The sequence below is a fragment of the Steroidobacter flavus genome, assembly GCF_042651805.1.
GTDB lineage: Bacteria > Pseudomonadota > Gammaproteobacteria > Steroidobacterales > Steroidobacteraceae > Steroidobacter > Steroidobacter flavus.
The window spans coordinates 444,291-464,677 of record NZ_JBHSDU010000003.1; the positions used below are offsets into that span (position 1 = coordinate 444,291).

A 20,387-nucleotide genomic window follows, 5' to 3' on the forward strand; every position below is an offset into this window, starting at 1 on the left:
TCAGGAGCGCGTCGCCACCGCCGCGACCTTCTTGCTCAGCACGCTCACCTTCTTCCCGTACATCCTGAACAAAATCCGCATGCCGAGCTCCAGCACGCTGGTCACGGCCAAGCCCACATAATTCAGCGGATTCTTCCAGAACACATACAGCTTCAACGCGAACGGCTTGATGTCGCGGAAGCCACCGAGCTGCAGCAGCTGACCGAGGCTGTATTCCGTGACGATGTAAAAATGGTCAATGTTGTGAGCAAGGTTTTCAGCGCCGACGAACGGATTGGCGCCGTTCATCGCATACACGATCACACGACCGTTCGGCCGCAGCGCGTCGTGACACAACTGCAGAAACTCGATGGTCTCTTCGTGAGTGAGATGATTCAGTTCCTGCTCGGGAATGATGACGTCGAACTCGCCGCGACATTTCTCGAGATACGGAAACGCTTCCGCCGCCTCGCACGGCAAGTTGCGACGGCGCGCATGCTCGACCTTGGCGGGATCCGAATCGATGCCCACCACGGATTTATAGCCCGCCTGCGCTAACACATTGACCAGATAGCCCGGCCCGCAGCTCACCACCAGAATCCTGGTGGATTTATCGGCCGGCAGATGCGACAGATAGTTGGCCCGATAGTAGGCCGCGAATGAGCTGTAGCCCGCCTCGATGTTGGCGGGCGCCTGCCAATACGAATCGAACGGCTCCAGGCGCGCCGCCAGGACACGACGTTGTGGCACCGCGCGTTCGGTAACGATGGGCTGCGCACTCAAGGTCATCCGCCTAAATCCCGTGGGAACGCGAATAGTTCCGCGCAAGTTTACATGGGCGGCATGCGGCAACAGCGGCATGGAACTTGCTCCTTTACCCGGACGATGCGCATCCTTTTTTGTAACTACGAATATCCACCGCTCGGCGGTGGCGGCGGCGTCGTCATGGCGGCGCTCGCACGACAGCTGGCCCGTCGTCACGAAGTGACAGTACTCACATCCCGCGCTGGCGATCTACTCTCCGAAGATCGCGATGGCGGCGTGCGCGTGTTGCGAGTCCCGGTGTTTTTTCGCCGCGAGCTGGCGGTGGCGAACTTCCCGTCGATGGCGGCGTATCTGCCGACGGGATTCTTCCGCGGCCTGCGTTTCAGCAGGAATGACTTTGACGTGATCAACACCCACTTCGTCGTTCCCACCGGCCCGCTCGGCCACGCCCTGGCCCGCTGGCACGATGTGCCGAATGTTTTGTCGGTCCATGGCGGCGATTTGTTCGATCCCAGCAAGGGCAGCTCGCCGCATTTACATGCGCCGCTGCGATCCGCTGTGCGTTGGATGCTTCGCGCCGCTGACGATGTGGTCGGTCAGTCTCGTGATACCGTTCGTCATGTGACAGAACTCTATGGCGTGCAGCGCCCGGTCGAGCTGATTCCCCTCGGGATCGACAGGCCACCGCAAGTCAGCGCGGCGTCTCGTCAGGATCTGGGGCTGCCGAACGATGCGTTCGTGATGATCACCATCGGCCGGCTGGTTGCGCGCAAGGCAACTGTGCAACTGATTGATAATTTCGCCGCGAGCAAGATCGCCAATGCGCATCTGGTGATCGTCGGCGATGGGCCGGATGCGCCCGCTGTTGAAAAGCGCGCGACGGAACTCGGCGTTCGCAATCGCGTGCACATGCTGGGGCAAGTATCGGATGCGGAGAAATATGCCGCGCTGTCTGTGTCCGATGCGTTCGTCACCGCCAGTCAGCACGAAGGCTTCGGCCTGGTGTTCCTGGAAGCGATGGCGTTCGGTTTGCCCGTCCTGTGCTATGACCGTGGCGGACAGACCGACTTTCTGGTCACGGGCGAGACCGGTCAGGTCGTGAAGCTCAACGATCAAGCAGCGTTCGTGCGTGCGTTGATCGAGCTTTATCAAGACCACGAAGCGCGCGTGCGCCAGGGCCGACACAACCGGCAACTGGTCGAGAATTATTTCATCGACACCTGCGCGGCTCGTTACGAAGCCATCTTCTCCGCCGCCATCGAACGCCGTGCCGGCACCCCTAAAGGACTGACGTCGCCCTCTTCCTAGTCATTGGTCACCAGTCATTAGTCACTTCGAAAATCATGTGTGGAATCGCTGGCATCATCAACTCCGACCCGCAACGTGAGCACGCGCTGAAGCGCATGCTCGGCGCGCTCGAGCATCGCGGTCCGGACGGCGAAGGGATTCATCACGATTCGCATGCGACGCTGGGTCATCGCCGGCTGTCCATCATCGATCTGGCCGGTGGCCGACAGCCGCTGTACAACGAGGATCGCTCGCTGGTCCTGGTCTGCAACGGCGAGATCTACAACTATCGCGAGCTGCGCCAGCGTCTGGAGCAGGACGGCCATCGGTTTCTGACCAACAGCGATTGCGAAGTCATTCTCGGTCTGTACGAGCGTCACGGCGAGCAACTGGTCGACCACTTGCGCGGCATGTTCGCGTTCGCCTTGTGGGATACCAAACGCAAACGATTGCTGGCCGCGCGCGATCATCTGGGACAGAAGCCGTTCTTCTATAGCGCCGGCGAGCAAGGCTTCGCCTTCGCGTCCGAGATCAAGGCGCTGCGGGCGCTCGACCGCCGTCGACAGAAGATGAATCTCGCCGCGCTCGATCAGTATCTGGCCCTGCGGCTCATCGATGCGCCGCTGACCATGTACGAGGGCATTCACAAACTGCCGCCGGGTCATCTGCTGTCGTTCCAGCCGGGCGGCACGCCGCAGATCCGCCGCTACTGGCATCTGCAACAGAATCCCAAGCTCGCCGGCAACGAAGAACAGCTGCTCGACGAGTTGCAGGCCAAGTTGCAAGAGACGCTTCGCTTGCACATGGAGAGCGATGTGCCGGTCGGCGCGTTCTTGAGCGGCGGCATGGATTCGAGCCTGCTGGTCGCGATGTTGTCGCGGGACCTGAAAGTCAAAGACCTGCCGACCTTCACCATGGGCCTGAGCTACCAGCGCTTCGACGAAGCGCCCGCCGCTCGCGCCGTCGCGAAGTTGTTCGGTACCGAGCATCATGAAGAGCGCGTGCAGCCCGAGATCGCCGCGCATTTGCCCGATCTGGTGTGGGCGCTCGATGAGCCTTCGGATCCGTTGTCCCTGTGCACGTGGTTGCTGGCGAAGTTCACGCGTCAGCATGTGAAGGTCGTGATCGGCGGCGACGGCGGTGATGAATTGTTCGGCGGCTACGATCGCTATTACGGCAACTTGTACGCCGCTCAATATGGCCGGCTGCCGGAAACACTGCGTCGCAAGTTGCTGGCGCCGGCGATGGCGATGATCCCCGAGTCCGGTTGGTACAAGAGCCTCGGGCATCAGCTGCGCTGGCTGCATCACCTGTCGTTCCATTCGGGCAGCGCGCGTTACGCCGCGAGCCTGAACTATTTCTATTTCGATCCCGCGCGTCGACAACAGATGTATTCGCGCGACCTTCAGCATCGCTGGTCGACGCTGGATGCGGAAGCGGCGATACGCCGCCCGTATGAAGAGTCCGAAGGCGGCGACCTGGATCGTATGCTCTACGCCGACAGCCTGGTGCGGCTGCCCAATCATCCCGTGATGATCACCGATCGAATCTGCATGGCGCATGGCCTGGAAGCCCGCAGCCCGTTCATGGATCACGAGCTCGCGAGCTTCGCCGCGCGCTTGCCGTCATCGATGAAAGTGCGCGGCGGCACCCTGCGTTACATCCAACGCAAGCTCGCGGCCCGTTATCTGCCTTCGGAAATACTGGATCGTCCCAAGCAGGGCTTCTCATCCGCCCTGCCCTATCTGCTCCAAGCTGAATACACGCGCCTGTACCAGTCCTGCCTAAGGCAATCGCAGCTGGTACAGGACCGCGTGCTCGACCGGCAAGCCATCGCGCAACTCGTCGATGAGCATCTCGCCAAACGCGCCGATCACGGCAATCGCCTGTGGCTGCTGATCAACGCGGAGATCTGGTATCGCATGTCCATCCTGGGTCAATCCAAGGAAGACTTGCGTCGCGAGCTCGCCGCCGACGAGCACGGCACCCGCCGCGCCAGCTGAGCAAGCTCCATAGCAATGAAAACGTGGCTGAGGATCACCGTCACGCTGCTGTTGTGCGCGCTGCTGTTGATTTATGTCGTCGATGTGGACGCAGTGCTCAAGACCTTGAGCAATTCCGATCCGATGTGGACCGGGATCGCGCTGCTGGCGTTTCTGATCGACCGCGTGCTGATGAGTTACAAGTGGGGACTGCTGCTGAAGATTCGGGGTTACAGCATCTCGCTCGCGCAAAAGCTCATGGTCTACTGTAGCGCCATGATGTGGGGCCTGGCGCTGCCGAGCACGGTCGGCGCCGATGGCATTCGCGTCGTCCTCGTGCGTCGCTTCGGTGTGCGTGTCGATGACACGCTGGCAACGATTCTGGTCGAGCGCGGCATTGGTTTCATCGTCGCGTTGATGACCGCGGTCGCCAGTCTGATCCTGCTTCGAGCCCTGCTGCCGCATAACACGGCGTACGACTATGCGCTCGCTCTTGGCGTGGCCGGCCTGCTGACTGGGATCACGATCCTGGTGTTCTCATTTACCGATCATGCGTTGAACTCGGTCCTCCGACTCATTCCTACTCGGTTCAGAGACAGCAAAGGCGTTCGCTTGTTGGAACGTCTGCACGAGGCTTATTCGTCGTTGGCGTCGGATCGCCCTCGGATTGCCGCATTCTCGGCGCTGACGCTGGTCGAACACCTTGTCGTTATTGCTTGCTATGGATTGGTCGCGCGAGCACTGGAAGTCCCCTTCAATCCCATATTCATGTTTGCCGCGGTACCTCTAGCTATCCTGGTTTCGCGTTTACCTATTTCCCTCGACGGCATTGGCGTGTACGAAGGCATCTTCATCGCCATCATGGCCCTCGGGGGCGTGAAACCCGCGGATGCGCTCGCGGTGTCGCTTGCGGCACGCGCTTTGCAAATCGTTGTATGGTTTCCTTGGTGGTTGATGCTCGCGGCCCGCACGGGGGTGCGTCCGCCGGTCGAACCGGTGGCGGCAGCGACTGAACCTTCGAACATTAGAACATCGACATGAACGTACCGAGCTCTGCATTGGCTGCCAAGCGTCAGCCTGGCACGGACAGTCCGTTGCGCGCGGATTTGCGGCGTCGATATGCCATGACTTCTGGAAGCACGCTGCGCCGTGTGCTGACCTGCGCTCGCGCTCCCGGCGTGCACGCGGTGCTGGTGTTGCGCTTCGGGCAATGGAGTCGTCGGCGGCCCAAGCTGCTGCGCCTTCTGTTCGATCCCATTTATATGATTCTGGATTTTTTCATCCAGGCGCTGTGGGGCATCGAGATTCCACGGAGCGCGAAAGTCGGGCCCGGCTTGTATATCGGTCACTACGGCGGGATCACGGTGTCCTCGATCGCGGTCATCGGCCGAGACTGCAATCTTTCTCAGAACATCACGATCGGCGTGTCAGGCGCCGGCAAGAAGCGCGGCGCGCCGACGATCGGTGACAATGTTTATATCGCTCCGGGGGCGCGGGTGGTCGGCAAGATCAGCATCGGCCACAACGTGAAGATCGGCGCCAACGCGGTGATTCACAAGGACCTGCCGGACAATGCGATTGCCGTGCTCGATCCCGGCTTCAAGATTATTTCCTACGCCGGCAATCGCCCGGCGAACGAAGGCGAAGAGGAACCGGACGCCTAGAAACGACGCGCCCCAGGTTGGCGGCAACCTGGGGCTGTTTCCCCCTGAGCTCTGTCGGGAGCTTCGAGTCAGCGAGCGTACGAGTAGTACGCCCCTTCGTCTTGCGCCTCGGATCGGTTCAACACCACCCCCAGCAAATTCATTTCCTGCAACAGCGCTTTGGCGCCCTTCAAGGCATCGCGGTTGGTCATCCCTTCAGCGACCACGAGCAGCATGCCGTCCACCTGCGGTGAGAATGCCAGCACGTCATCGGACGCGAGCACCGGCGGCATGTCGAAGATCACGACCCGGCGCGGCGTCTCCGCTTCCAGCGTCTGCACCAGCTCATCCATGCGGGGCGAGGTCAGCAGCTCCGACGCATTCGCCACCGTCTGGAAATTCGGAATGATGGCGAGCCGATCCATGCCGGCCGGCGTGTACATGATCTGTTCGAACGTCGCATCGCCCAGCAGATAGTCGGTCAGGCCGCGCTCGCCGAGGCTGTTGTTGAGACCCAGGTAGCTGGCCACCTTCGGCCGATGCAGATCGAGGTCGACCAGAAACACCCAGGTGTTCGGGTCTTGCGCGAGCGCCATCGCCAGATTGATCGAAGTGAGTGTTTTGCCTTCACCCGGGGTCGCACCGGTCACCGCGAACGAATGCCATTGATTGGCTTCCAGGCGCCGTAACATTCGAGTGCGCAGGATCTTATAACCCCGCAACGCGCCCGGATCGGTGATCTGCGGCAGGATGCTGTTGTCGTCCAGCACGGCCCGGTCCAGCGTCACTGGCTGGAAACGTCGGACGTTCGCTGTCTCCGTGGCTGGCGGCGGCACGCGTCGCAGCCGGGGGCGGCCGCCGCTCGCGGGCTGCTCAGGCGGCGCAGGACGGTGATAGCGTTCCGCGGTCTTGCGCACTGCCTCTTCGATAATGCTCATTTGCGTGCTCTCGTGACTTTCAAATCGACGACGTAAAGTAAGGTCACATTCAGGCGACGAATCTGACGACCACTGCGAACAATAGGATCGCGATGGCGGCCACGGCGGTAGCAGCATACGCCGGTGCCCCGCTCTTGCGCTTCTTGGCATCGTGATGCTTGATGACCGGGACCGTGGCCAGCGGCGCAACACCGAGAATGTCCTGAATATCCCGGGCACCGCGCACCGTCGAATCGAACAGCTGGGCGAGGATCACCGTGGTAACCGAGGCAATCGTGGCCAGCACCGCCGCAATGATCATGATGGCGATGCGCTGCGGCTTGGCCGGATCTTCTGGAATCTTCGGCGACGACTTCACCTGGAACTTGTCGGCGGTGCCGCCAGCAATTGCAGCTTCGCTGACTTCCGCATCCATCTGGCGCTTCAACAACTCGTCGTACTTGGCGCGAGCGCCCGCGAGGTCGCGCGTCACCGCTTGATACTCGCGCTCGACCTCAGGCGCCGCGACGATGCGTCCTTCCAAACCGCTCAATTTGGTGCGCAACTCCATCGCGCGGGCCTGCAAGGCGGCCAGCTGCGTATCGGTGGCGTTCAACTGCGTCTGCAACTGCGTGGCCACCGGCGAATCGGCAGCGGTGCTGACATCGGCGGTTTCACCGGACGCGATGCGAGCCTCCAACGACTGGATGTTGCGCTGGATACGCTGCACGTCCGGATGATCCTCGCTATAGCGCTGACGAGCTTCGGCGAGGATGGAACGCTGGGTCTGCAGTTGTGCCTTCAATGACAAGCCGGCCGCGCCGCCGCCCGCCTTCAGCTGATCGATCTGACGACGCAGCATGATCAGGTCCGGATGGCTCTGATCATATTGGACGCTCTTGCGGGCATATTCGTCTTCGAGCGCCCGCAGATTCGATGACTCGGGGTTGGCCGCGCGGGCCTGCGCCAATTGCGACACCAGGAACACGCGCTCACGACGCAGCGCCTGCATCTGCGACTCGACGTTCTGGATGTCGCCTTCGGTGCGATCCATGACGTTGAGGTTCATCTCATTGAGCTCGGGCAGCTTGCCGGAGTTCTTTTGTTTGAACTCGGAGAGCTTGGCCTCGAGCTGCCCGACGTGAGTTCGCATCCGCTCGGCTTCACGCGCGAAGAATTTCGCTCGGCCGCCGGCCTGGCGCTGACGATCGTTACGATTCTCCGCGAGGAACGCGTTGACCAGCCACTCCGCGCCTTCCTGCGCACGCTGCGGCTGTTTGTTGTCGTAGGCGACGCTGAACGCCGTTACGACGTCGCGTTCGCGACCTGTATTGGGATCGAGAATGGGAACGGTGACGATGTCGACCTTGATATCGCCGCGCAGCTCTTCGAGCGCGCCGGCCGGATCGTCGGCCTGATCGTCATAAAGCTTGTGCTCGGCCAGCAGCTTCGCGAGGTTGCGATCGCTCAACACCACAGTGCTCAGGCTGCGCACGTACTGATCCGCGTACGGCGACTCCTCGGGATCCTGGGCCAGCGCATTCGGGTTTTGTTTGACCGCCTGCGCACCTTCGATTTCGATCTGTCCCTCCGAGCGATAGACATCGGGCAGCGCGAGCGCCAGCGTTGCGCCGATCGCGAGGATGGGCAGGCCCACCATCAGCAACAGCTTGCGACGTCTGCGCAGCGCGCCCAGGTAATCGCCGAAGCCAGAGCTTTCCGGCTCGAGGCCGGGATACGAGGGAGGTGGCGTCTGCATCTGGGTAGGAGTGACTGACATACGGATTAATGGGTTACTGAGCGCGTTTCGGTTCGTACACGATGCTGATCAGGAAGCCGCTGGAGTCGGCATCCGAGGGTTCGTCTTCGTACTCCTGCCACCGATAGTTGTAGCTGCCGATGAGCGACCACTGCCGCAGCCAGCGCCATTCGAAGCCCAACTCGCCAATGGCGTATTTGCGGGTGGGATAAGTGCCATCCTGGGTTTCCTCGTCCTGGGACAGGCGGGCACCGGCGCGTAGGGCAAAACGTTGCGATACGTCGTGATCGACCCTGAGACGCAACTGATAACGCTCCACCACGGTTCCCGCCGAGACCGGGCCAACGCTGCGGGTCAGGTCCACGAACAAGGTATTACGTTGCGTGGCCCACGAGCCGCCGGCCCCGGCGATGATGTTGGTATCGCTCGGGCCGTTCTCGGGCTTGGTCTGCTGGGCGCCCACACGGATATAGGCCCGCGAGTTCTCCGAGTACTGTGTATTCCATTCAACCTCACCGCCGTACGCGTCGGTGGTCTCGCTGGTTTCGTACTGGAAGCCCAAGGCACGCACAAACAGCGTCGAGCGTTGCGACGTGAGGAAGCCGAAGGCCGCACCCGCGCCGAACTCGCTGAAGTCCCGTTGCGCGCCTTCCACCTGATTATCGAAATCGGCCTGCAGGTAATGCGCGTCCAGCGCGAGCCGATAGCGCTGCGACAGGTCGTACTCGAACGACGGCGCGATCCGGAAAAAGTCGCGACGGTTGCGCACCAGAAAGCGTCCGGAATCGCCCGTGCCGGGGTCGCCGAGGTCGCCGCCGGCGGTCGTGCCCGGCAACTCGCTGTCAACGACATCTTCCTGTGAGTACAGGAACGGCACATTGATGCGCCGGCGCGGTGTGATGTCGGAGAAGCCCGCGTCGAGGTAGTAGTCGGTCGAGTCCTCGTCCTTCTCATTCGGGAAATAGGTCGCGTTGATGCGCGGCGTGATCTCGAAGTTGGTACGGGGATCGACCGTCTTGAAAGTCACACCGACTTCCGCCTCGCCACCCGACACTTCCACTTCACCGCCCGGTTGCTCGAGGTGATAGTTGTCGTTGTAACGGTAGCCCGCCTGCACACGCGGCGAGACATCCCAGTTCGCCGCGCTGGCACCGCATGCAGCGAGCGCCAACGGCAGGCTGGCCCAGTAGCGCCCGGGCAAGCGCTTACGGCACAACAACGATGTCTCCTGCAATCAGCTCGATGTTGGTTTCGAGCTTCTTACCGCGCACCACTTCGGGATAACGGAACGCCATCGCGGTTTGTTTATCGCCCTGCCCACGCAACACGATGATGTCGTTGGTGGCGGCGAACGGCGTCATGCCGCCGGCCATACTCAACGCCTGCATGATGTTGACGCTGGGATTGACGATGAACTCGCCCGGCTTGTTGACCTGGCCGAGCACGAAGATCTTGTTGCCTTTGATCTCCTGCACCGACACGGTCACCACCGCGCCCGAGATGTATTTGGTGAGCCGGTCGGCCACCAGCTTGTTCAGATCGGCGACGGTCTTGCCGCGTGCATCGACTTCGCCGACCAACGGAAAGGAAAAGGCGCCGTCCGGACGCACCAGCACCTGACGTTGCAGGTCCGGCTCCTTCCACACTGAGATCTCCAGCGTGTCGCCGGGCTTGATGACATACGACGCTTGTTGCGCGTGCGCGGCTTGTAGGCCCAACACACACATCACCAGCATCGCCCATACCCCTCGCATTCTCATCATCGATTCCGCTCCTCCGAACCTTCGGACTGAGTTCATAAGTTACGTGCTTGTTACGTTGGCCTGTCCTTTGCAGGTCACGTGCCAACGATGCAGCGTGTCGTTCGATAGCGGCAGCGCGGTGTGGATACGAGCATTCAGCGCCGCGTTGTCACTATGACGATGCAATGACGTGCGTGTGAGAAGAGTTCCTGCAGAAATGCCCTGTATAGAAAGGGGGCCATCGCAGGGTGGGGTTGTAAGAACGTCGGGAAATACAGGATGACTGGTGCAAAAGTTACAACTGGGCTCGATCAAACGATGACCAGCGCAGAAGCGCCTCAGACGCCGCGTCCGCGGCTTTCGGTGATCGTGCCGCTGTACAACGAGCAGGAGAGCATTCGCCCGCTGTACGCCGCCATAGTGCAGGCTCTTGGCGATATCGGCTGTACGTTCGAGATGGTGTTCGTCGACGACGGCAGTCGCGACGAGACCGCCGAGATCGCGCGCCAGATCGCCCGCTTCGACTCCCGGCTGCGGCTGGTGAAATTCCGCCGTAACTACGGTCAGACGCCGGCGATGGCTGCGGGCATCGAACATGCGCGAGGCGAAATCCTCGTGACCATGGATGGCGATCTGCAGAACGATCCGGCCGATATCAAACATCTGCTGGAACAGATCGAGGCCGGCTACGACATTGTGGTCGGCTGGCGTCATAATCGTCAGGACAAGCTGGTGACGCGCAAGATTCCATCGCGCATCGCCAATGTTTTGATCGGTAAAGTCACCGGCGTGCCCATCCGCGACAATGGCTGCTCGCTGAAAGCATTCCGCGCCGAGCTGATCAAGAGCATTCCGCTCTACTCGGAAATGCATCGTTTCATTCCGGCCATGGCGTCGATCGCCGGGCCGCGGGTCGCGCAGATTCGAGTGCGCCATCACGCACGCCGCTACGGTCAATCCAAGTACGGCCTGTCGCGCATTTACAAAGTTTTGCTGGATCTGATGGTCATCAAGACCGTGACCACGTTCGCCTCCCGCCCGCTGCGCTGGTTCGCGCTGTTGTCGGTGCCGCTGTTCCTGTGCTCGTTCGCGATGCTCGCGCACACGTTCATCTCGCTGGTCACCGACCGCTCGCAACTGTCGCTACCGCTGGCTGGCACCGGAATCATTTTTTTAGCGTCGGGCACGATCCTTTTGTGCAGTGGCGCGTTAGCTGAGCTGATCTATTCGCGCGGCGATATCCGCGACAACGAGTTTTTCAGATTGACTCAAACCATCCAGCGCCACCGGGGCGATGTTTCCAAGGCGCGGCCCACGCAACCAGTGACGACACTCTCATGAGCACTCAGCCTCTGAATCCTTCACTGCCGTCGATCTCCGTCATCGTGCCCGTGTGCGGGCGCCGGTCGGAGCTGCGGCCTCTGTACTCGCAATATAAGGCCGGTATCGAAGCGATCGGCCTGCCCTTCGAGTTCATCTTCGTCGTCGACGGCACCCGCACCGATGCCAGCCAGGCGCTGGAGGAGCTATTGAACGCTGGCGAGGACATCACTGTCATCAGCCTGACCCGCAGCTTCGGCGAGGCGGCCGCGCTGATGGCCGGCTTCGAGCGTGCCCAAGGCAGCGTGATCGTCACCTTGCCCGCATATCACCAGATCGAGGCGCAGGATATTCCCAAGCTGGTCGCAGCGCTCAGCGCCTCGGACATGGCAATCGGTTATCGCTCGCCGCGCTATGGCAACGCGTTCGATCGCATGCGTCGCAGCGCTTTCCACGGCCTGGTGAATTTCGTCACGAGCGCCCGGCTGCAGGACCTGGGCTGCGGCGCGCGTGCCATGCGCCGCCAGGTGTTCGAAGAAATGGATCTGTACGGTGACCAGCATCGCTTCATGGCCATCCTCGCGACCCGCCTGGGATTCCGCGTCAGCGAAGTGGCCATGCGTCAGTCGCCGCTCGATCGCTTGCAGCGTGCGTACCGGCCGAAACAGTACGCGCACCATGTGCTCGATCTGTTCAGCATTTTCTTCCTGGTGCGTTTCACCAAACGCCCGCTGCGGTTCTTCGGCATGTTGGGGGCCGCGACCTTCGGCATCGGCGCGGCGATCATCGCGTTCCTGAGCGTGCAACGGCTGTTCTTCGACGAGAAGCTGGCCGATCGACCGGCGCTGCTGTTAGGCGCACTGCTGGTCGTGCTGGGCATGCAGGTGTTTGCGCTCGGCCTGCTGGGCGAGCTGATCATCTTCACTCATGCCCGCGGCATGAAAGACTATCGGGTGCAGGAAGTGATTCAGTATCCCGATCAATATCCCGGCACGGTCGCTTCGTCGGTCGAGGTCACCGATGTGGAAGCCGGCGAAGGTCGCAGCAGAGAGATCCGGCACACCGAGCCGCCGGCGATGACGGCCTGAGTATCCGTCGACGCGCCGGCCTGCTCCGGCGCGTCGCTCACCGGCTGCCCGGTGGCAATGGTGAGCTTCACATCGTTCAACACGCCGGCCGGTAACTGACTGGCCTCGGCCGTCGAATAAATCATGGTCACTTCCGACAAGCGCCGGATCGCACTGGCCGCCTGGCTGCCGGTCAGGAAGTGATGCGCGTGATGGACCAGAATGCAATGGGGCCGACCAGCGCGGTCGTGCAGCGCCTGCAGCTGTAACAACAACGCATCGACGAACACCGGCCGCGTCTCGGGCGGCAAGGCTGCGAGATTGATTTCGATGCTATGAGTGGGCGCTTCGAGCGCGGTCAGCACGTCGGTGAGCCTGGGTGCATCGTGAGCGTCGCCCCAGCTGCTCATATCGGCGAACGAAGCGCGCGACGACGCGACCGGGACATTCCGATCCGCGCCGATCACACAACATTGATAATCCTGCTGCATCAACTGCTCCAGCAGGCGGTTGCAAATCACCGTGCGGGCGACTTCATCCGGCCCGCTGACCAGCACCGAGTCCTGGCAGGGCGACAGCAGGATCTCGCGTTGATCCTCGCTCTTGCCCAGCACCACTCGCCGTCTGGGCACCGCCGCCGCGAGATCGGTGGCAATCAGCTCGCGCGCCAGCTCGAGAAAGCCTTCGCAGTAGTCGCCTTCCGTCACTCGATCGGCGGCTTGTTTGATCGACTCGGTGGCATTGTTCACGACCACCGCGTGCTCGGCCGATGCCAGCAACGGCAGATCGTTTTCCGCGTTACCGATGGCGACCAGGTTGTGACGAGATACACCCAGCTCACGCAGCGCCTCGTTCATGCCCGAAGCTTTGTCGATGCCCGGCGGCAGGATGAGCAGCGTGTCGTCGTTGGTCACCAGCTCGTAATCCATGTGCAGCTTGTGCTTGCGCAAGGCCTCGCGTGCCGCCTCGAAGTATTTCGCGGCCGTGCTGATGATGGAGCTGCCGACGGACAGCGGCGTGACGTGCCGGCGACGCAGTTCCTGTAACAGGATCTCTGGCGGCGCCTGGCCTAGAATCTCGGATTGTCGGGTCGCCGTTCGATGCAGGACCGCGCCGTTCTCGGCGACGATGTAATCGAACAGGCGCGCTTCGGGAAAAATTTCCAGCAGCCGGCGCAGCTCGCGCCCGGTCACCAGAATCAATTTGCGGCCGGTTGCCGACAGCTCTCGCAATACGTCGATGCAACGCTCGTCGCAACGCCCATCGCGAGCCAGCGTTCCATCAAAGCCTGCGGCTAGCACCACGTATCGAATTGCCGTCGCCCTCAAATAAACAATGTTTCGTAGGCCGCCAGCAGGCGCGGTACCTCGTGCTCCCAGGCCAGCGAGTTCTTGACCCGCTCGCGGCCCCACTCGCCCATTTGTTTGCGGCGGGGCTCGTCGTCCAGCAAGGTCACGATCTGCTGGGCCATGTCGATGGGATCGTTGCGCTTGGCGTACAGCGACGCCTGCTGGGCCGACACGCGGCCCTCGGTCAGGTCGTACTGAACAATGGGCTTGCCCAGCGCCATGTACTCCATGATTTTGTTCATGGTGGACTTGTCGTTCATCTCGTTGGCGACATCGGGATTCACGCACACGTCCGCGGTGTTGAGCATCGCGAGCAGCTCCGCATCGGGCACGCGACCGGTGAAGGTCACGTAATCGGCAATCTGCAGCTCCTGCGCGAGCTTACGCATCGCGTCCAGCTCGGTGCCGCCGCCCACCAGGCCGAAATGAATGTCGGTGCGTTTCAGCGTATGCACGATGTGATGGACCGCGGTCAGCAGGCCGTCGATGCCTTCCTGACGCCCCATCACGCCCACATAGCCCACCAGATATTTCCGGCCTTGCTTTAGCTCCGGCTGGGGCGGCAACACCTTCAAGCGCCGCAGATCCGGGCCACTGCGCACCACGAACACTTTGCCCGGCTGCCGGCCGCCCCGCTCGATCGCGATCTTCTTGTACGACTCGTTGGTCGCGACACACACGTCGGCGGTCCGAAACGTCCAGCGCTCCAGCGCCAGCATCAGTTTGTAAAACACATCGCGACGCTGGAATTTCGCCTCGTACAGCTCGGGATTGATGTCGTGGTGATCGAACAGAAACTTCTTGCCGAACAGCTTGTAGAAGCCGCCGATCATGAAAATCATGTCGGGCGGATTGCAGCCATGAATCACGTCGAAGCCGCGGGTGAAACAGATCTTCAGCGACAGCAGAAACTCGGCCGCCAGCGCCCAGCTGTACTCGAGCGCGTAACCGAGCGCGCCATCGGCCTCGAACGGCATGGAGTGTCTATAGATCGCCACGCCGTCGAGCTCTTCGAAGCTCTTCTCGTAGCCTTTGCCTTTGGGGCAGATGATCGACACCTGATAGCCGTGCGCCTGCAAAGTGCGAGCTTCCTGCCACACGCGCCGATCGAACGGCAGCGGCAGGTTCTCAACAATGATCAGCACACGGCGGCGGCGGGCCAGCGCGACATCGGCGCTCATGACCCGAGTCTGTTCTTCGGCATTCGACATGACCCGCTACCAGCACACACCCTGATACGCGGACTGGTAGTTCTCGCGATCGGGCAGCACAGCGATATCCAGCAACAGCTGATCGGGCCGCGTATGAGCACGCAACGCCGCCAGCACCTCGGGCGTCTTCATGGCCACGACCAGCACGTCCGAGTCACGCACCAGGGCGTCGAGATCGGTGGTCATCAGCGAAGCGATGTGAGGAATGCTCTCCTCGATGAAGCGCCGGTTCGCGCCGATCAGCCGAGCCACGTTGACCTGCGGATCGAAGATGCACAGCGGCAGGCCTTTGCCGATGAAGCGCTCGGCCATGACCACCATGGGACTCTCGCGCAGATCGTCGGTCCCCGACTTGAAGCTCAGCCCGATCATGCCCACCGAACGTCGCCCGCTCGCCAGCACCCGATCCACCGCATGATCGATATGCGCGGCATTGCTCGGCAGCAGGCTATTGAGCATGGGCAGCTCGACGTCGTTGTTCTTCGCCAGATACAACAGCGCCTTCAGATCCTTCGGCAGGCACGAGCCGCCAAACGCGAAGCCCGGCCGCAGATAGGCAGAGGAAATGTTCAGCTGCCGGTCCATGCACAGCAGCTTCATCACTTCGTGCGGATCGACACCGGCCGACTGCGAGACGCGGCCGATCTCGTTGGCGAACGTCACTTTCAAAGCATGGAAAGCATTACACGCGTACTTGAGCATCTCAGCCGTGCGCACCGAGGTGTGCATGAACTCACAAGGAAGGTGGCCGAAAATGCCGCGCAACGCTTCGACGGCGTATTCGTCATCAGCGCCGACGACGGTCAACGGCGGATTGTCGTAGTCGTTGATCGAGGTGCCTTCGCGAAGGAACTCCGGCTGAAAGCACAGACTGAAATCGCGCCCCGCCAGCAGGCCTGAGGCCGCTTCGATGGCGGGCTTGATCACTTCGTCGAGCGTGCCGGGCTTCACCGTCGAGCGAATTACGATGACGTGTCGGGTCGCTTTCTCCGGCAGTACTGCACCGATCTGCTCGGCGATGCGAGTGATCGCCGCGAGGTCCTGGTTACCGTTCTGACGCGACGGCGTGCCGACGCAGACAAATGAAATGTCCGTGGCGAGGATGGCATCGCGCACCGAGTCGGTCACGCTCACCGTGCCACCGCGCATCACTGCACGCGTCAATTCCTGGATACCGGTTTCGACGATGGGCGCCTGACCCCGGCGCAGCAGCTCGAGCTTGCCCGGATCGATATCGACACCAAACATTTCGTGGCCGTCGCGAGCCAGACACGCCAGCGATACCGCGCCTACGTAACCCAGGCCAAAAATACTAATTCGACGCGGCGAGCCCGGTGCAATGTCTTCATCCTGCGCGCTCTCCCGCAGCCAGCCACGGCGGGCCCGCGCATCGGCGCTCACGCTATCGATCTGCAACGCCATCATTCGTCTCCGTGTTGAAAGTACCGACCGACGCTCAACGGTGTCGTCCGGTTCCCAGAAGAATGGCAAGTTCTATGCCGCCGTTCCCTGCAACGCAGTGAGAATTTTTTTGCAGACCTCAGAAGCAGTCTCGACGCGGAAATCCCAGGCTTTTACGGCAGATGCTGCGTCAATCAATTCGACACCCAAAACTTCCTACACGTGCTGCGCCGAAAAAACCTTATTACAAAGGAACTCGACCCTCGCTGGAAGAATTTGCATCTCACTCACGACGACAACGCGTTTTTGGCTTTTTTTATTGGGGAGAGATTACACAGTGGACGCACCGATCACACTGCACGAGAACGGCCTCGGCAATCTCCTCGGACGCTCGCCTGCCATGCATCAGGTATTCGGCTTGATCAAGCGTGTGGCTCCAACCGAAGCCACCGTCATGATCATGGGTGAAAGCGGCGTCGGCAAAGAGCTGGTCGCCGAATGCATTCACAACTTGAGCAATCGCTCGCAGGGCCCGCTGGTCGCGATCAACTGCGGTTCCATTCCCGCGTCGTTGATCGAAGCCGAATTGTTCGGCTACGAGAAGGGCAGTTTCACAGGCGCTTCTCGCTCGCATGCCGGCGTGTTCGAGCGCGCCACCGGCGGCACGTTGTTCCTCGACGAAGTTACGGAAATGCCGCTGGACATGCAGACGCGCTTGCTACGCGTGCTGGAGACTGGACGTTTCTATCGCGTCGGCGGCACGCAGGAGATCAAGACCGATATTCGGGTCGTGGCGGCGACCAATCGCAACGTCACCGAAGCGGTCGCCAATCGCCAGCTGCGCGAGGACTTGATGTATCGACTGGCGGTGTTCCCGCTGCACATTCCGCCGCTGCGCGAGCGTCCGGGCGATGTGCCGCTGCTCGCTCAACACTTCCTGAGCACGCTCAATCGCGGTAGCGATGTGACCAAATCTTTCTCGCCCTCATTCCTCGACGCACTCGGCTCGCGTCGCTGGGCTGGCAACGTGCGTGAGTTGAAGAACGCGGTCGAGCGCAGCTTCATCCTCGCCGACGAAGTGCTGGATGTGGATCTGTCCGTCACGATGCCGGCGCACACTCCGGAGCCCGTGGAAGCTGCGCGTCCGGCGGGCGTGCATGTGCCACTCGGCTCTCGTCTGGACGAAGCCGAGCGCTCTCTGATCGAAGTCACATTGGATTATTGCGAAGGCGACAAGCGTCGCGCCGCGGCCGTGCTCGGCTGCAGCCTCAAGACGCTCTACAACAAGTTGAACAGCTACGCGCGGGAACGCGCCGAGAGTGAACAGAGCCTCGGCCGGCATCATCTTCCCGGCGTCGGCGCCAGCGTGCCGTTGGCAAGCTGACCGGTTCGAGTTGAGACCAGCGCCAGATCCCCACCTGGCAATGACCCGCCATCGGCCCTCTAAGAGGGCCGATGTTTTATCGGGGCCTGACTGGCAAGAAAGCGTCGTATATGCAAAGCGCCGAGCCTCGAGCCGTAGGAGGATCGGCGCCGGACATGTCGCCGCCTATCGCGACCTTCGGGACAGACCGAGTTGAATCCTTCCACGTCCGCTCGCGCCACGTTTGCTCTGCTCGCCGCGACAGTCACGAGCGCGCCCGCACTGGCACAAGAGCCGCCGGCCTCTGCCATCGCGGCGAGCCTGACATTCTCGACCGATCGCATGTGGCGCGGGCTCTCGCAGACGGCGGGTGGGCCCGCGGTGGCTGGCGAGGTCAAATGGAACCATCGCGCGGGACCGTTCGTGGGCCTCTGGGCCGCAAACTACGAGTCGGACTCCAGCAGCGAAGCGGGAATTGCCAGCTTGCCCTTCGTCGGTTTCAACCGCGACTTCGGCCGCGTGAACCTGGATACCGGCTATCTCTATCGTCACTACAGCGGCAGAGGACGTGAGCGCGACTTCAACGAAGTCACAGTTTCCGTCGCCTATCGCTTCTCGCGTCTCTCCGCGCGACTGGGGATCTTCCATTCCGGGGATCATTACCTGGGAGGCGACAGCGTTTACAGCTATCTCGATACTCGTATTCCGCTTGGAACGCTCGGCAAGACCCCGATCGTATTGTCCACTCATCTGGGTCGGGCCGATTTGCCCGGCGCAGACAGCGATTATGCCGATCTTCAAGTCAGCCTCGCCGCCAGAATGCGGTGGGTCACATGCGCGCTACATGTCTCGCACGCCACGATCGATGACGAGGGCCGCGAGGAAGGCGCACGTCACGGTGGCACCCGGGCAGCCATCTCAATCTTCAAACTGTTCTGACGATCAGCCCGCGGCGACGGGCGCAAGCACGACAATGCGGTCGCGGCTGGAGACGACGGAGCCGCCCGCCTTCTCGATGGTGACAGCAAACATCGCGGGATTGCGGACCTGCAGCTTGGCGGTGATGGGAATGATCACTTCACCCTGCCCCGGGGGAATATCGAACACCCCACCGTCGATCGGATAGCGATCGTCGCGCGTGCCGTCGAAGATCCACAGCTGATATTGCAGCTCATCCGCGTTGTTCGCCTGCAGGCCACGGAAACGCAGATAACCATTCTGAGTCCGCTGGTCCCACACCACGTCGCCAGTGACGCCGCTCGCTGCGGGATCCTGCGTGGTCTGCCAGGTTCGGGTCATTACACCTTGCTGAGCGAGCAGTTGCTGACGCTCTTGTTCCAAGGTGCTGGCCACGGGAATTTCAGTCGTCGGCTCGCCGCCGGACTGCAGACGGGGCCACCAGCCGGCCAGAGCAATCAGTACGCTCGCAGCTGCTGCGAACCAACCGACTTTGCTCCCCCAGGATGAAGAAGACTTACGAGGTGCCGGCGCTTTCGATACAGGCGGCGGCGCACTGACCGCCGGCGCCGCCGTGGTCGAACGCGTCCGACCGGCGATGCTGATCACTCGCGGCTGCGACGAGCTCTGGCGAGGGGCCGGCTCCGGCATCGACGCGGCAACTGTGTCCGCCTGAGCCATCAACCGTTCGCGCAAGCTGTACGGCATTTCTTCGGGCGCGTTGTTCTCCACATCAGCGGCGAGCAGCAACGAGGCAGCGGTGTATTCGAACCGGCCGGCGTCGACATATCTCTCTTCGGAGAGCAGTTGTTTCAGCTCGGCGCGCTCGGATGAATTCAAACCGTCCACGGCCCGCTGCACGAGCAGTTCCACGAGTCGCGGGTTCTGCATGACTGAGTTGCTCATGAGCGCACCCCATCGGAGGCAGCGTTCTGAATACCCATCAACTCACGCACCTGAATCAGTCCTCGCCGCATCATGGTCTTGACTGTACCGAGTGGCATTTGCAGCACATCGGCAATTTCCGAATGACTCAACCCTTGCAGGATGCCAAGCTCCAGCACCTGCCTTTGTTCCGGCCGTAATTGCATGACTGCCCGGGCCGCCGCCGAAGCCTCGGCGCACACTTCGGCGCTGTTGCCCGGATCGGCCCAGCCCAGCGAATCGATGTCGTCGGTGGATTCGGTGCGCGCCTGATGCGAGGCACGGCGCATGCGATCGATCAAACGACGGCGCGCGATGGTGGCGACGAACACTTTCTCCGAGCCCTGATTGGGATCGAACCGGCCGGCGCTGCGCCAGACATCGGTGAAGATTTCCTGGACGGCATCTTCAGCATCGGCGCGGGTGCGCGTCAGACGTCGGGCGATGGACCAGATGAGACTGCCGAACTGATCGATGCACTCGTGCACGGCACGCGCATCTCCTTGTGCGACTCGAGCGAGTACTGAGTCCGTCATTCTCGGGCGGCTCTGAGCTGATGTGGTTCGCGTCGCATCGTCATTGGTCAGTGCGATGAGCGAAGTGTATGGAGCCGGAAGTATAGCGGAGACTGTCACTTCAGTTCGCCAGCCCGTTAATAAAGGTGAATGCAGGTCAGGTACTCGCCACCACTTATTCGCGGGCACTTGGCCATTGAGATTCA

18 protein-coding genes are annotated in these 20,387 nt (G+C 61.6%); 8 read left to right on the top strand and 10 right to left on the bottom strand.

Annotated features, from left to right (window positions below):
- Positions 1–768: a class I SAM-dependent methyltransferase gene (locus ACFPN2_RS07455; protein WP_380595986.1), complete on the bottom strand. Its 768-nt coding sequence runs from the start codon at positions 766–768 to the stop codon at positions 1–3.
- Between the two features lie 96 nt (positions 769–864).
- On the opposite strand from ACFPN2_RS07455, the gene ACFPN2_RS07460 reads away from it, so the two are divergent.
- The 4 genes from ACFPN2_RS07460 to ACFPN2_RS07475 are packed head-to-tail and all read left to right on the top strand — an operon-like array spanning position 865 to position 5,677.
- On the top strand, positions 865–2,052 hold the full coding sequence (locus ACFPN2_RS07460; protein ID WP_380595987.1) for a glycosyltransferase family 4 protein: 1,188 nt from the start codon (positions 865–867) through the stop codon (positions 2,050–2,052).
- A gap of 35 nt (positions 2,053–2,087) precedes the next feature.
- Positions 2,088–4,034: an asparagine synthase (glutamine-hydrolyzing) gene (asnB, locus tag ACFPN2_RS07465; RefSeq protein WP_380595988.1), complete on the top strand. Its 1,947-nt coding sequence runs from the start codon at positions 2,088–2,090 to the stop codon at positions 4,032–4,034.
- Positions 4,035–4,049: 15 nt separating this feature from the next.
- Positions 4,050–5,054, top strand: coding sequence for a lysylphosphatidylglycerol synthase transmembrane domain-containing protein (locus ACFPN2_RS07470; protein ID WP_380595989.1), 1,005 nt, complete (start codon positions 4,050–4,052; stop codon positions 5,052–5,054).
- Positions 5,051–5,677: a serine O-acetyltransferase gene (locus ACFPN2_RS07475; protein ID WP_380595990.1), complete on the top strand. Its 627-nt coding sequence runs from the start codon at positions 5,051–5,053 to the stop codon at positions 5,675–5,677. Before ACFPN2_RS07470 ends, ACFPN2_RS07475 begins: the two co-directional genes overlap by 4 nt.
- A gap of 68 nt (positions 5,678–5,745) precedes the next feature.
- Here the strand turns inward: ACFPN2_RS07475 and ACFPN2_RS07480 are convergent, their stop codons facing one another.
- From ACFPN2_RS07480 to ACFPN2_RS07495, 4 genes are read right to left on the bottom strand one after another with little or no spacing between them, the layout of a single operon-like run.
- The gene (locus ACFPN2_RS07480) at positions 5,746–6,594 is read right to left on the bottom strand and encodes a CpsD/CapB family tyrosine-protein kinase (protein ID WP_380595991.1); all 849 of its coding nucleotides are present in this window, start codon (positions 6,592–6,594) and stop codon (positions 5,746–5,748) included.
- Between the two features lie 49 nt (positions 6,595–6,643).
- Positions 6,644–8,353, bottom strand: a complete 1,710-nt coding sequence (locus ACFPN2_RS07485; RefSeq protein ID WP_380595992.1) for a GumC family protein — start codon at positions 8,351–8,353, stop codon at positions 6,644–6,646.
- Positions 8,354–8,366: 13 nt separating this feature from the next.
- On the bottom strand, positions 8,367–9,551 hold the full coding sequence (locus tag ACFPN2_RS07490) for a hypothetical protein (protein ID WP_380595993.1): 1,185 nt from the start codon (positions 9,549–9,551) through the stop codon (positions 8,367–8,369).
- Positions 9,538–10,095, bottom strand: a complete 558-nt coding sequence (locus tag ACFPN2_RS07495) for a polysaccharide biosynthesis/export family protein (protein ID WP_380595994.1) — start codon at positions 10,093–10,095, stop codon at positions 9,538–9,540. Before ACFPN2_RS07495 ends, ACFPN2_RS07490 begins: the two co-directional genes overlap by 14 nt.
- 297 nt (positions 10,096–10,392) lie before the next feature.
- Between ACFPN2_RS07495 and ACFPN2_RS07500 the strand changes: the two genes are divergently transcribed.
- Positions 10,393–11,415: a glycosyltransferase family 2 protein gene (locus ACFPN2_RS07500; RefSeq protein ID WP_380595995.1), complete on the top strand. Its 1,023-nt coding sequence runs from the start codon at positions 10,393–10,395 to the stop codon at positions 11,413–11,415.
- Complete coding sequence (locus tag ACFPN2_RS07505) at positions 11,412–12,482, top strand: glycosyltransferase (protein WP_380595996.1); 1,071 nt, start codon at positions 11,412–11,414, stop codon at positions 12,480–12,482. The genes ACFPN2_RS07500 and ACFPN2_RS07505 overlap by 4 nt, the downstream gene beginning before the upstream one ends.
- Here the strand turns inward: ACFPN2_RS07505 and ACFPN2_RS07510 are convergent.
- Genes ACFPN2_RS07510 through ACFPN2_RS07520 form a run of 3 tightly spaced genes read right to left on the bottom strand, consistent with a single transcriptional unit; the run spans position 12,374 to position 16,446 of the window.
- On the bottom strand, positions 12,374–13,765 hold the full coding sequence (locus ACFPN2_RS07510) for an HAD family hydrolase (protein WP_380595997.1): 1,392 nt from the start codon (positions 13,763–13,765) through the stop codon (positions 12,374–12,376). The two genes, ACFPN2_RS07505 and ACFPN2_RS07510, sit on opposite strands and share 109 nt — an antisense overlap.
- Before the next feature lie 20 nt (positions 13,766–13,785).
- Positions 13,786–15,021, bottom strand: a complete 1,236-nt coding sequence (locus ACFPN2_RS07515) for a glycosyltransferase family 4 protein (protein WP_380595998.1) — start codon at positions 15,019–15,021, stop codon at positions 13,786–13,788.
- A 6-nt stretch (positions 15,022–15,027) separates the two neighbouring features.
- Positions 15,028–16,446: a nucleotide sugar dehydrogenase gene (locus tag ACFPN2_RS07520; RefSeq protein WP_380595999.1), complete on the bottom strand. Its 1,419-nt coding sequence runs from the start codon at positions 16,444–16,446 to the stop codon at positions 15,028–15,030.
- Between the two features lie 313 nt (positions 16,447–16,759).
- Here ACFPN2_RS07520 and ACFPN2_RS07525 point away from each other — a divergent pair, with 313 nt between their 5' ends.
- Together ACFPN2_RS07525 and ACFPN2_RS07530 are read left to right on the top strand one after the other, a co-directional pair.
- Positions 16,760–17,806: a sigma-54 interaction domain-containing protein gene (locus ACFPN2_RS07525; protein WP_380596000.1), complete on the top strand. Its 1,047-nt coding sequence runs from the start codon at positions 16,760–16,762 to the stop codon at positions 17,804–17,806.
- Between the two features lie 192 nt (positions 17,807–17,998).
- Positions 17,999–18,724: a TorF family putative porin gene (locus tag ACFPN2_RS07530; RefSeq protein ID WP_380596001.1), complete on the top strand. Its 726-nt coding sequence runs from the start codon at positions 17,999–18,001 to the stop codon at positions 18,722–18,724.
- A 3-nt stretch (positions 18,725–18,727) separates the two neighbouring features.
- Here ACFPN2_RS07530 and ACFPN2_RS07535 read toward each other — a convergent pair whose 3' ends face one another.
- Both ACFPN2_RS07535 and ACFPN2_RS07540 read right to left on the bottom strand, forming a co-directional pair.
- Positions 18,728–19,648, bottom strand: coding sequence for an anti-sigma factor domain-containing protein (locus ACFPN2_RS07535; protein WP_380596002.1), 921 nt, complete (start codon positions 19,646–19,648; stop codon positions 18,728–18,730).
- Positions 19,645–20,202 carry an RNA polymerase sigma factor gene (locus tag ACFPN2_RS07540; RefSeq protein WP_380596003.1) on the bottom strand — a complete coding sequence of 186 codons (558 nt, stop codon included), beginning with the start codon at positions 20,200–20,202 and terminating at the stop codon, positions 19,645–19,647. The genes ACFPN2_RS07535 and ACFPN2_RS07540 overlap by 4 nt, the downstream gene beginning before the upstream one ends.
- Between the last annotated feature and the right edge of the window lie 185 nt (positions 20,203–20,387).

Bases quoted from the DNA above. Each gene is read 5' to 3' on its own strand.
- ACFPN2_RS07475 (WP_380595990.1), top strand. From the start codon at position 5,051: ATGAACGTACCGAGCTCTGCATTGGCTGCCAAGCGTCAGCCTGGCACG.
- ACFPN2_RS07500 (WP_380595995.1), top strand. From the start codon at position 10,393: ATGACCAGCGCAGAAGCGCCTCAGACGCCGCGTCCGCGGCTTTCGGTG.
- ACFPN2_RS07520 (WP_380595999.1), bottom strand. From the start codon at position 16,446: ATGATGGCGTTGCAGATCGATAGCGTGAGCGCCGATGCGCGGGCCCGC.
- ACFPN2_RS07505 (WP_380595996.1), top strand. From the start codon at position 11,412: ATGAGCACTCAGCCTCTGAATCCTTCACTGCCGTCGATCTCCGTCATC.
- asnB (WP_380595988.1), top strand. From the start codon at position 2,088: ATGTGTGGAATCGCTGGCATCATCAACTCCGACCCGCAACGTGAGCAC.
- ACFPN2_RS07515 (WP_380595998.1), bottom strand. From the start codon at position 15,021: ATGTCGAATGCCGAAGAACAGACTCGGGTCATGAGCGCCGATGTCGCG.
- ACFPN2_RS07535 (WP_380596002.1), bottom strand. From the start codon at position 19,648: ATGAGCAACTCAGTCATGCAGAACCCGCGACTCGTGGAACTGCTCGTG.
- ACFPN2_RS07460 (WP_380595987.1), top strand. From the start codon at position 865: ATGCGCATCCTTTTTTGTAACTACGAATATCCACCGCTCGGCGGTGGC.
- ACFPN2_RS07495 (WP_380595994.1), bottom strand. From the start codon at position 10,095: ATGATGAGAATGCGAGGGGTATGGGCGATGCTGGTGATGTGTGTGTTG.
- ACFPN2_RS07540 (WP_380596003.1), bottom strand. From the start codon at position 20,202: ATGACGGACTCAGTACTCGCTCGAGTCGCACAAGGAGATGCGCGTGCC.
- ACFPN2_RS07485 (WP_380595992.1), bottom strand. From the start codon at position 8,353: ATGTCAGTCACTCCTACCCAGATGCAGACGCCACCTCCCTCGTATCCC.
- ACFPN2_RS07480 (WP_380595991.1), bottom strand. From the start codon at position 6,594: ATGAGCATTATCGAAGAGGCAGTGCGCAAGACCGCGGAACGCTATCAC.
- ACFPN2_RS07455 (WP_380595986.1), bottom strand. From the start codon at position 768: ATGACCTTGAGTGCGCAGCCCATCGTTACCGAACGCGCGGTGCCACAA.
- ACFPN2_RS07470 (WP_380595989.1), top strand. From the start codon at position 4,050: ATGAAAACGTGGCTGAGGATCACCGTCACGCTGCTGTTGTGCGCGCTG.